Annotated in this window: 9 protein-coding genes; 6 read left to right on the top strand and 3 right to left on the bottom strand. The window is 34.5% G+C overall.

Translation table 11 applies throughout. From position 1 onward, the window contains the following. Both PLJ10_03695 and PLJ10_03700 read right to left on the bottom strand, forming a co-directional pair. A complete protein-coding gene (locus tag PLJ10_03695) occupies window positions 1-2,613 on the bottom strand; it encodes a tetratricopeptide repeat protein (GenBank protein ID HOK08746.1) in 2,613 nt (870 codons plus the stop codon). Window positions 2,614-2,633: 20 nt separating this feature from the next. Then, a complete protein-coding gene (locus tag PLJ10_03700) occupies window positions 2,634-4,847 on the bottom strand; it encodes a tetratricopeptide repeat protein (protein ID HOK08747.1) in 2,214 nt (737 codons plus the stop codon). A gap of 305 nt (window positions 4,848-5,152) precedes the next feature. On the opposite strand from PLJ10_03700, the gene PLJ10_03705 reads away from it, so the two are divergent. The 6 genes from PLJ10_03705 (at window position 5,153) to PLJ10_03730 (ending at window position 11,748) form a co-directional block, all read left to right on the top strand. Then, window positions 5,153-6,061: a response regulator transcription factor gene (locus PLJ10_03705; protein HOK08748.1), complete on the top strand. Its 909-nt coding sequence runs from the start codon at window positions 5,153-5,155 to the stop codon at window positions 6,059-6,061. Window positions 6,062-6,090: 29 nt separating this feature from the next. After that, complete coding sequence (locus tag PLJ10_03710; GenBank protein HOK08749.1) at window positions 6,091-7,458, top strand: alpha-L-fucosidase; 1,368 nt, start codon at window positions 6,091-6,093, stop codon at window positions 7,456-7,458. Window positions 7,459-7,525: 67 nt separating this feature from the next. Then, window positions 7,526-8,557, top strand: a complete 1,032-nt coding sequence (gene trpD / locus PLJ10_03715; GenBank protein HOK08750.1) for an anthranilate phosphoribosyltransferase — start codon at window positions 7,526-7,528, stop codon at window positions 8,555-8,557. Between the two features lie 74 nt (window positions 8,558-8,631). After that, window positions 8,632-10,098 (top strand): NAD(P)/FAD-dependent oxidoreductase, encoded by a 1,467-nt coding sequence (locus PLJ10_03720; protein HOK08751.1) that lies wholly within the window; start codon window positions 8,632-8,634, stop codon window positions 10,096-10,098. A 3-nt stretch (window positions 10,099-10,101) separates the two neighbouring features. Then, on the top strand, window positions 10,102-11,364 hold the full coding sequence (locus PLJ10_03725) for an FAD-dependent oxidoreductase (protein HOK08752.1): 1,263 nt from the start codon (window positions 10,102-10,104) through the stop codon (window positions 11,362-11,364). 15 nt (window positions 11,365-11,379) lie between these two features. Continuing rightward, window positions 11,380-11,748, top strand: a complete 369-nt coding sequence (locus PLJ10_03730; protein ID HOK08753.1) for a DUF1667 domain-containing protein — start codon at window positions 11,380-11,382, stop codon at window positions 11,746-11,748. Here PLJ10_03730 and PLJ10_03735 read toward each other — a convergent pair. Beyond that, entirely contained in the window at window positions 11,732-12,262 is a 531-nt protein-coding gene (locus PLJ10_03735; GenBank protein ID HOK08754.1) for a TlpA family protein disulfide reductase, read from the bottom strand. The genes PLJ10_03730 and PLJ10_03735 overlap by 17 nt on opposite strands. Window positions 12,263-12,268 lie beyond the last annotated feature (6 nt).

A 12,268-nucleotide genomic window follows, 5' to 3' on the forward strand; every position in this document is an offset into this window, starting at 1 on the left:
CTATTTGTTCCCATGTATCTTTTCTAATAAATATTTTAATTCTTCTGAATCAGGATTCATCTCTTTTGCTTGTTTAAATGTTTCTTCTGCTTTCTTTACATCTTTCATTAATATATATAGTTCAATAAGATTTATATACTCATGTAGATTGAGTTTATCAAGTTCAATGGCTTTTTTATATGCTTTTTCCGCTTTATCGTAAAGTTGGATTTCTTTATAGTAGTTCCCAAGGGCTGTCCATAATTCAACAGAAGATGGATTTGTATTTATGGCATCTTTTAATTCTATTTCCCCTTGTTCTTTTTTACCAATTTCCAGATACAAGAAAGATAATGCTATTCTCAGTCCAATATGTTGTGAATTTGTCTCTAATCCTTTATCGTAATAATAGAAGGCTTCGTTTTTCTGATTATCAGAATATAAGATATCTCCAAGGTTGGCATAGCCAAGAGTAAAGTATGGAGCGTTATCAATACATAGTTTAAGTGTTCTAACAGCCTGGTCTTTTTGTCCTGTGTTCCAATAAATCATAGCTTTATTATTTAAGGTTGCGGGCTCATTATTTTTTATTGATAACACGTTATCGTAATATAAAAGAGCTCTTTCTAAGTTTCCTGAACAATGATATGTAAAGCCTAAATTATATAAAAGTTCGGTATCATTGGGTTTTAATTTCAGGCTATGTTCTAAGAGGGAGATAGCATCGTTATATTTTTGTTCTTTAATAAATAAGTCAGTCAAATTAATTATAGCCAGATTAAACTTAGGTTCGATGCGAATGGCTTCTAAGAAATGCTTTTCGGATTGGTTGTAATTACCTAAATCTCTAAAAATAATTCCTAAGTCGTTGTGCACTCTAGGATCTTGTGGGTTTATTTCTAATGCTTCCTTAAAATCTTTTATCGCTTCGTCATATTTTTTTAGTTTTAATAACTGAGCACCTATATGGTAATGTAAATCCTCACGAAACATGGGATTCTGTTCTGATGGATTAACGCTTAACGCTAATCTTAATAGGTTTATAGCCAATTCTGTATAGCCTAATTTAGCAAAAGCATGCCCTAATCTAAAGGGCATATAATTCATGGGTTGTTCTGGTCGTTTCATTAGTGCGTACGTTTCTCCAAGTGCTTCATCAATGCGTCCAACCCTAAGGAACGAATCGGCACGGTCATAGTGCCAGCGACACATATCTGGTTTATAGGGAATAATGTTTATGTGGAAAAGTATAAAAAGTAATATTAAGATTATAACTTGAATACACCATATCTTTAATCTCTTTTGCTGGATATAACTGATGGTCTCTGAAATTCCATAACCACCGAAAATGAGCATAACTCCTAAAATTGGGACTCTTGCACGTGCGTTTACGAAGAAAGGTAAAAAGGAGAAATAATAACTCATAATAAAAAGGATAATGAGTATAAGAAGGGGATAGTTTGCAATTTGTTGCCTCTCCTTATTTCTATATTGTTTTAGACAAAGGTGAAATATACCAAAAAGAGCGGAACTTAAAACAAGAGGAAAACCTGGAAGGTATTTTAGTGGGGTATAGTGTTGTTTTTCCCCTTCAACCACTTTATTCTCTGTTATTTCTTGCGGACTCCAGAACAAAATAGCTTTTTTTATTGTAAGAATCAACGTTTCTTTGGGATGGCTTATGACATAGTTGATTGCCATCTTTGCAAAAATATTTGAGGCTTCAGAGTGAGTGACTTCTCTTCCTAATTCTTTACCTAAGCCTTTAACAACATTATCATAATGCCATACAGACCAATTTCCTGTTCCTTCCAATTCTTGTAGATAAGGTAACCATGGAGTAATTCCATCAGCATCTTCGCTATTCCCTATGAGTAGGTTTTCACCAAAATAGGTTGAGATAGGAACAAATTCGTTTGAAACAAGGTAGTTTCTAATAGTTACTGGCACAATGATGGTAAATATTGCTATAAACAAAAGCGAGATGTGTAAAACACTTTTTTTAAATAGTTCTATCCTATATGATATGAATAATATCCATAGAATTATAAAAGGCACAAAGGATAAAATATTAGGTCTCATTATTGCATATATACCAATTAATAATCCTGCGAAGAAGGATAGAACAGGGGTGCTCTTAAAAATTCCGAAATAAAGAAGGAGCAGAATGCATGGAACGAAAAATACAAATAAAGCAGGGTCGTTTACTTCACCTTCATAATAAATAAAAGCCCAATATGTAGAAACAAAAAACGAAGAACATAAGGCTGTTCTTCGATTAAACACTATTTTTGCTAAATAATAAATCAAGACAATGTGAATTAAACCAAGTACCATATGAATGAGTCTTGGGGCAAGGTATGAACCATCAAATAACCAATATACGACTGCAAGAAAATAAGGGTATCCAGGGGGACGATAATAGGGTGTTGTGGGAATATGAGGGTCAGATACCCCTTCTCTTACAGTCCAATCTCCTGAAAGCATTGCCCTTGCTTGATAGTCTTGAACATCTAAATCCTGACGAAGTGCTATAAAATCAGGAGCATCTATTAACTGCCATAAATATATAGTCCGCAAACAAAGCCCAAGTAATATAATCCATGCAAGTATGACCCAGTCCTTATTCTTCATTTTGGAGTTATTGGTAGAATTCATTTTTTTCGTACATCTTCTTTATCAGAATTCGATGTTAGTTTATCAAGTTCTTCTTTTGCTTCTGGATAGTTGGGGTTTACTTCTATTGTTTTTTGGTACCAATAGATAGCTTCATCTAATTTCCCAAGATATTTAAAAGTGTTTCCGAGATTAAACATAGCATCTTCAAATTGAGGGTTGATTTCTAACGCTTTTCTTAAATAATCTATGGCTTTATTGTATTTTTGCGTTTGTATACACAAAAAACCAAGATTATTGAGGATGTGAGGATTTTGGGGATTTAATGATAAAGATTTATTGTAAGAATCTTCTGCTAGTGGGTAATTATTTTTCTGAATTGAAACATTTCCTAAGTGAAACCATCCAGCCCAATTCTTGGGTTCTAATTCTATAGCTTTTGAAAAGCACTGCTCTGCTTCATCCAATTGATTTAGATAATATAAATGAACCCTTCCTAAATTTATCCATGCTAAACTATAAACAGGACTAAGGTTACATGCTTTTTCATAATATTGCTTTGCTTGTTCAATCTGATTTTTAAGTTCCATAACATATCCGAGATTATTATTTGCCATAGCATAATATGGATTTACAGACAAAGCCTTTTTATAGTAATTTTCTGCATCATCAAGCTTATTTTGTTCTAATGAGATTATACCAAGTAGGGAGTATGGCTCTGCATAGGTTGAATTTACTTTTGTTGCCATTTTTGCATAATTTAATGCATCTGTTATCTTTTGGCTTTTATGAAATACAATAGCACGATGATAAAGCCAACGTGATTGTTCGGGTTTATAATGAATAGGGATGTTGTAGGTAGCAAATAAACAGAAAACCCCTAACAAAAGATACGAAATGTTTTTTAAGTATTTTTCTGTTTTCCAATTGTTTAAAAATGTTGAAATACCGATGCCAGAAATAAAGCAAAGAGGAGGGATTATAGGAACACGATACCGTTCAGAAATGAAGAACGGAATTACTGAAAAAGAATACAGTAAGCACCAAATTAGAAGGAAGATATTAAGTTTTAAATATTCAGTATGTAACGGCATTTTCAAAAGAAGTATTGATATTGTAAACAAAGTAAGCCCCAACAAAAATGGAAAACCAGGCAAATATTTAATAAAGGAGAGATTTCTGTCAAGTGAAATAACTTTACCATCTGAAACAATAGTTGGTCCCCAAAAAAGCAATGTTTTTCGCAAGGTTAATTTTATTGCAGATAGAGGATTATTCTTCCAGAATTCTAATGATTTACGATAAAAGAAACGAGAAGCTTCTCCAAAACTGAATTCTCTCCCTTCCTGTTTTATTCCAAGACCTTTAACTAATAGCCGATAATTAAAGCAACTCCAATTATCTACACCACATAGATTGATAATGTCAGGAATAATTGGGCTATCTCCTGTTGAGTATGGATTATTCCCTATATAAGTGTTTACTCCACCAAAAGAGGAAATCAGAAAAAATTCTCTACTAACAAGATAATTACGAACGAATACTGGGGATATTATAAGAAGAAGGGAGAACGAGAAAACGATAAGATGAATACCCATTTTCTTTATGTTGTAAGAATAATTACAGAAAATAATTAAGGCTAAATAAAAAGGGAACATAATTAAAGCATTAGGTCGGAAAAGGGAAAATAAGCCTAAAATAAGACCAAGGAATAAAAGTACTTTTATTGAATTTTTTTGTAAATAAGTAAGAGATAAGTATATAAATATAATAACTAATGATATGACCCATACTGGATAATTAATTTCACCTTCAAAGTAAACAGGTTCCCAGAGTAACGTAAGAAGAAGAGCACTAACCAACCCAGCACTTTTGTTATTAGAAATTTTTGCCACAAATAAAAAGGTAAGGTAAATATTTATAAGCCCCACGAAGAATTGGATAAGTCGTGGTGAGTAATAATTATCACCAAATATGAAGTATATACAAGCAAGAAGGAAAGGATAACCAGGTGGGCGACCATAAGGAGTTGATTCAATCATAGGATCTTCGCCTGTAGGGGAGGGATAATTGTTACCATATATAATTCGGTGTGCCCAATAATCGTTAAACTGAGGGTCTACAATTAAATTTGAAAATTCAGGTTGATTGGATATGTGATACAAGTAGCTAATTTTTATACAGAGAGCTAATAATAAAATTAATAAAATGGACAAATGTTCCTTTGTTATTTGTCCTTTAAGTATGTTCATGGGAATTATAACCTTACAAGATTTGTCTAATAGTATTAATAAAAATCAATTTTATTTAGATTTAAAATCCTGATATTAAACAACAATTCTTTTGTATATTTCATTTACATACAGAGGATTTAATATTCTTTACAAACCATCTGGTTTATTTTATAATTATGGATTCTAAACTATTGTAACAAAACGAATTTTAATTTATAGGTAGTTTATGTATAGAATAATATACAATAAATTAAGATACTATATAATAACAAATTTAATTATCGTAAATATGGTTACATACCATATAACATTAAGGGGGTTCAATGCCAGCTAAAGTATTAATTGTTGATGATGATGTTCAGTTTTGTTCACAATTAGTGAAGGAACTATCTCAAAAAGATTTTCAATGTTTTGTTTTAAATACTTCTGATAATGTGATTGAGACGATAAAAAGGGAAGGTATTCATATTGTATTGCTTGACATAATGCTCCCTCAAATTTCTGGATTTGAACTTTGTAGGCGAATTCGGACAGATAGGGAAATTTATCATATAGGAATTATTTTTATAACAGCGATGAAAGACCATGAAGAGTTAGAACATGGTTTTTCTCAAGGTGCAGATGATTATTTGATAAAGCCTATATCTATGAATATGCTTTTATCACGATTAAATGCTTTATTAGCATCAATAAAAAGAGACCCCCTTGTTGATGATTATACGGGTTTTGGTACAGTTCGTTTTATGCGATTAGAATTACAAAGAACCATTTTACTAACTCAAAACTTTGGATTTGTATATATCGAATTGTCAGGGGTGCAAAATCTTTATAACTTATTAGGTGAAGATGAATCTACAAGAATACTTAGGATATTTGCTAAACATTTAAAATCTATTGTGATTTCTTACTATGGAAAGGATTGTATCTTAGGACATATAGGAAATGGCCATTTTATTATTATGATTCCGCCGAGGGATATGGATTTGTTTTTCAAAGATTTAAAGAATTCATGGGAAAATTCGTTAGGAGAACTGTTTGCCAAATATCGGCTATCCCCTGATAAATTTAAGCATAGGAGTGATATACCACTTAATCTTTATATATGCGGTTTAATATGTAATCCTACCCTAACGACTTCGCCACAAGAAGTATTTAATTCATTAAAACAATTATACATAAAATGTAAATTACAGAGTAGTAATAGAATTCTTATTGATAAACGTAACAAATAAGAAGGATTTATATTAGGAGGTTTTATTTTATGGGTATATTCTTAGTTTTAAGTTTTTTATCTGTTAGTGTAAATATGGTTACACCTCCAGAGCCATTATATCCAATACCGACGCCCCAACAGATTAAATGGCATCAGCAAGAAATGGGAATGTTTTGTCATTTTGGAATAAATACATTCCATAACGAGGAATGGACAGATGGAACAAAACTGGCAGAAAGTTTTAATCCAACTGATTTTAATCCTCAACAATGGGCAGATGTTGCTAAGAACGTAGGTATGGGTTATTTAATTTTGACAGTGAAGCATCACGACGGTTTTGTGTTATATCCTACCATGCATACAGATTATTGTGTACGTTTATCACCGTGGCAAAATGGTCAGGGAGATGTTGTTAAGGGGGTATCAGAAGCATGTAAAAAAGCAGGGATTTATTTCGGTTTTTATCTATCTCCCTGGGATAGGCATGAGCCAAGATATAATGATAATACTGCTTATGATGAGTACTTCAAGAGTTTGTTACGTGAAGTGATAACAAATTATGGACCTGTTTTTGAAGTATGGTTTGATGGGGCTGGCACGAAAGGGCATAAATATGATTGGGAAGGGTATTATCAACTAATAAAACAATTAGAACCGAATGCATTGATTGCTATTTGTGGTCCTGATATTCGTTGGGTCGGAAATGAAGATGGTTTGGCACCTGAAACGCTGTGGAATGTTCAAGAGCGTGATGGAAAAAAGGTTTGGTGGCCTGCGGAATGTGATGTACCTATTCGTAAAGGTCAATGGTTCTATCATACCGATGGTGAAAACAGACTTTTATCATTAAATCAGCTATTAAAAATCTACTATTATTCAGTAGGTAGGGGTGCTGTTTTATTGCTTAATGTGTCACCTGACCGTTCTGGACATTTACCGGAGCCGGATGTGTCACGGCTGTTAGAGTGGCGTAATGTGATCACAGAAACATTTAAAACAAATCTTGCGGAAGGTGCGCATTGGAGTGCAAGTAATGTGCGTGGAAATGCAAAAGAATTTTCTCCAGAAATGTGTTTGAAAGAAAATGATAATTTATACTGGGCAACGGATGATAATGTTCTAAATGCAAGTATTACATTACATTTTTCTAAACCTGTTATATTTGATAGGGTCGTATTAAAAGAGCAGATTTCATTAGGGCAACGGGTTGAAGGACATTCTATCTGGGTAAAAAAGGGTAAATCCTTTGAAAAAGTAGATTCAGGAACTACCATTGGTTATAAGAGAATCCATTGCATACCCCAACAAAAAACAAAAGAAATAAGAATTCAAATAGACAAATCATTAGCATGCCCAACATTAGATTTTGTTGGGATATACCAATCTTCACCGCATGATTTAAAGACACTAAAATAATAATTAAATCTGTAATACATTCCACTTTAAGGTATGAAGTGATGATAATTTATGGAGTTTGTTAAGGATGGAATTTACACAAATTCTGAAGAGAGTTGTAGGTGGAGCCAATCTTACCTGTGATGATGCTTACGAGTCGCTTTCCGCTATTATGGAGGGAGGTGTTTCAGAAATATTAACCGCATCTTTTTTAACTGCGATGGCGTCTCGTCCTGTTATTGGAGAGGAATTGGCGGGTCTGGCAATGGCAATGAGACGGTTTGCTATGCCTGTTTCTGTCTCGAGAACCCCAGTTATTGATACCTGTGGAACTGGAGGAGACCGTAAAGGAACCTTCAATATATCAACCACAACAGCTCTTGTTTGTGCTGGTGCAGGTGTTAATGTCGCAAAACATGGTAATCGAAGTGCCACGAGTGCTTGTGGGAGTGCTGATGTGCTTGAATGCCTTGGGGTAGTTATTGATTTGCCATCAGAGAAAGTCGCGATTTGTATTGATGAAATAGGTATTGGGTTTTTATTTGCACGTAGGTTCCATCCAGCTATGAAATTTGTAGCGAAGATTCGATCAGAATTACCGTTCCCAACCGTTTTTAATTTATTAGGTCCGCTATGTAATCCTGTTAAATTAGATGGTCAAATTATTGGTATTTTTTCCAAAGATTTGTTGGAACCCGTTTCGAAAGCATTGCAAATGTTAGGTATAAAACGAGGTTTTGTGGTTTGGGGAATTGATGGAATTGATGAAGTAAATATTGCTGGTGAAACAGAGGTATATGAGATAACTCCAGACAGTATAAAATATTACCAAATTACACCCGAAGAATTTGGATTTAGAAGATACAACCTTGATGAAATTAAAGGGGGTAATGTTGGAGTTAATGCGGAAATAGTTAGAAATGTATTAACTGGAGAAAAATCACCATATAGAGACGCAGTCCTATTAAATTCTATACCTGCTATTATAGCCAGTGGAATGACCTCAGATTGGAAAACAGCGTTAGAGATGTCTGAGCAATCTATAGATTCAGGAAAAGCATTTGAAAAACTTCAACAACTCATCGATTTAACTCGCCGTTTGGCAAATGAGGTTTCATAGTTGTTATATTCATACATATTTTTTGATATGTAATTTATAAACAACAGATAAATACAATAAAAGCAAGGATAACAATGAATAGCAAGATTTATGATGTTGCCATTATAGGTGCGGGATGTTGTGGTGCCTCGATAGCGAGAAGGTTATCAGCTTATGAGGTCTCAGTTGCCCTACTCGAAAAATGTATCGATGTTGGGTTTGGTGTAACAAAAGCCAATTCAGGAATTATTCATGCTGGTTTTCATCATCCTATTACCTCTTTAAAAGCACGGTTAGAAATTCGTGGGAATTTGATGTTTGACCAACTCCATTATGAGTTAGGATTTCCTTTCAAGAGGGTTGGTGTTCTTGTTGTTGCTTTCAGTGTGGAGGAAATGAAGACTATTGAACACCTATATGCACAAGGCGTAGCAAATGGTGTTCCACGTATGGAGATTTGTGGACGTGAACGAATACTTAATTTAGAACCGCAACTGAATCCGGATGTTGTTGGGGGATTATATGCCCCAACAGGTGGAATTATTGAGCCATATCGCTATGTATTTTCGTTAGTAGAATCGGCACAGAAGAATGGAGTTGATGTCCTGACTCAATTTACAGTTAATCGAGGTGTTCGAGAGCATGATTACTGGGTGATTGAATCGAAAGAGGGAAAAACTGTTAAAGCTAAATATGTGGTTAATTCTGCTGGATTATTTGCAGATGAGGTTTCTAAGGTATTTAATGCGGAGGAGTATAAAATTATACCAAGAAAGGGTGAAGAGTTCTTGCTTCAAAGGAATGCCAAAGGCTTACCTAATCATGTTATTTTCCCTGTCCCTGGTGCTCATACAAAAGGTATTCTTGTAATACCAACTGTTGAAGGCACATTAATGGTTGGTCCTACCGCAATTGAGACAGATGATAAAGAGGATGTAGAAACATCGTCACAGAATCTTGAAACCATATTTATGCAGGCAACTTATATGGTTCCGGCTATTTCTCGACGAGAAATAATAACTTCATTTGCTGGATTAAGACCTACATTAAAAGGAAATGATTTTTATATTGAACCTTCAAAATTACAGCCTAATTTTATACATGTCTCAGGTATTCAGTCGCCAGGATTAACTGCTTCACCTGCTATAGGTGAGTATGTGAAAGATTTACTAAAACAAGAAGGTTTGACACTTATAGAGAAAAAAGAATACGACCCATTTTTGCCACATCCAATTAAAGTCCGAGATTTAACTTTTGAACAGTTAGCCCAACTTGTAGAAAAGGACTCGAAGTATGGACATATCGTTTGTAGGTGTGAAAACGTATCTGAAGCTGAAGTTATAGAGGCTATTTCAAAAGGGCATATAACTTTAGATGGAATTAAGTTCTATACACGGGCTGGAATGGGACGGTGTCAGGGTGCTTTTTGTACTTATAAAATATTAAAAATTATTTCAAAGGAGACAGGAATACCGATAGAAAAGATAACAAAGCGGGGAGATAATAGTTGGATTGTCTATCAACGACTCCAAGATTTCGCAATGAAACAAATTCAGGAGTAATATATGCAGGAGAAAAATTATGATGTTATAGTAATAGGTGCTGGAGCGGCGGGAATGGCTTCCGCATTAAAATCCGCTGAGCAAGGTTTAAAGACAGCAGTGGTTGACCGTGAACCTTATTTAGGTGGTATTCTTCCACAGTGTATTCATAATGGTTTTGGAATACATTTGTTTAAGGAAGAACTTACAGGTCCTGAGTTTGCTGAGCGGTTTATTCAAAGAATAGTTCGCTCGGATATTGATGTGTTTTTAAATACTACCGCAACCAGTATGGCTGTTCATCAGCCTATAAAACAAGTGAATTTATGCAGTAGTGAATATGGGGTTTTGCAAATAAATGCTCGGGCTATCGTTTTGGCCATGGGATGCCGTGAAAGGAACCGTGGCAATCTTGGGATTCCTGGAACTCGACCCGCTGGAATTTTTACAGCGGGTTTGGCTCAAAGGTTGATAAATATAGATGGATATTTGCCTGGTAGGAGAGTAGTCATCGTTGGTTCTGGAGATATAGGGTTGATTATGGCACGAAGATTGACTTGGACAGGTGCAGAAGTCCTTTGTGTGGTTGAAATATTACCTTATCCATCTGGTTTAACACGAAATATTGTCCAGTGTTTGAACGATTATAATATCCCATTATATCTAAGTCATGTTGTAACGAGAATAGAAGGGAAAGATAGGGTCGAGGCAGTTGAAATTACCCCGTTGGAGAATGGGGTGCCTAATTATTCAAAAACGTTTAAAGTTGAATGTGATACATTACTATTTTCTGTAGGATTAATTCCTGAAAACGAATTAACGCAGTCTGCGGGAATAAAAATGAATCCAGAGACAGGAGGTCCTTTGGTGGATACACGACTTATGACCTCAGCAGAAGGTGTATTCGCTTGTGGTAATGTATTGCATGTTCATGACCTTGTAGATTGGGTTTCTGATGAGGCGCAACGTTGTGCAACGGAAGTGGTCAATTATTTACAGGGTAAAACAGAAAAAGTGTTGCAGGGAAAAGTTATAGTGGGGTCTAACTTGAAATATGTACTTCCAAATCGGTATCGGTTAGGGAAAAAAAATCGATTTTCAATGCGTTCTTTGGTTGTGCGAGATAAAGCGACGTTGGTTATTCGCCAAGGTGAAAAGTTGGTTAGACAAGTTACATTAAGACATGTAAAGCCAGCAGAAATGTTTCATGTGGAACTGAAGCCTGAAGATTTAGTTGAGGTTGTTGATAATGGAGAATTATTACCTATTGAATTTTCATTAGAATAATAGGGTATTAGTAAGATGGAACAAGAGATTATTTGTTTAAGTTGTCCAAACGGGTGCCATATACAAGTAAGAGAAGTTAAACCCGGAACGTATTCTTATCAGGGTGCTAAGTGTGAACGAGGTGAAATATATGCTTACGAAGAGATTACTGACCCAAAGCGGATTGTAACTGCTGTTATTGCAACAAATTCAGATGAGATGCCATATATTCCTGTTAAAACAGACAAGCCAATACCTAAAAAGTTTATTAAACCTTTATTAAAAAAGTTATATACCCAGAAAGTTGACATTCCTGTTAGTGCAGGAAAGATTATTATTGAGAATTTTGAAAATACAGGGGTTAATGTTGTTATTACCAGGAGTTTTCCTATTCACTCTTCTTGATAGGTTCTATGCCATAATTTTTTAATATTTCATTTAATGTGTTTTCTGTTATGGCTTCTTCAAATTTTTTTACAAGTTTTCCTTTTGAGTTATAAATAAGTGTTACTGGTAACGCGCCACTTATTTGGGTCTTAAGTGTTTTCTCTATCATCTCAGGAGTTCCATCTTCAAGCAGGTATACAGGACAAGGTAATGGTTTCTTTTTTAAAAAAGGTTCTACGACCTTTTTTCCGTTTTCTTTTCCCTCAATATTAATAAGATAAAGATGAACTAAGTCCTTGGGGTAGTTTTTATAAATATTTCCAAAGAAGGGTAGCTCTTCAACACATGGAGGGCACCATGTTGCCCAAAGATTAATGATAGTAATGCCTTGTCTTTTTTCAGTAATGATGGTCTCAATTTCTTGTAAACGAATAATTTTTATATTTGGCTTGATTTCTTCTTTTTCTTGAAGCTGATTTTGATTGGTCTCCTGAGCGATTGCGGTACTTGTATACAGAAGAAGGAAAGCCATAAAGAG

The sequence above is a fragment of the Candidatus Hydrogenedens sp. genome, assembly GCA_035361075.1.
Classification (GTDB): Bacteria; Hydrogenedentota; Hydrogenedentia; order Hydrogenedentales; family Hydrogenedentaceae; genus Hydrogenedens.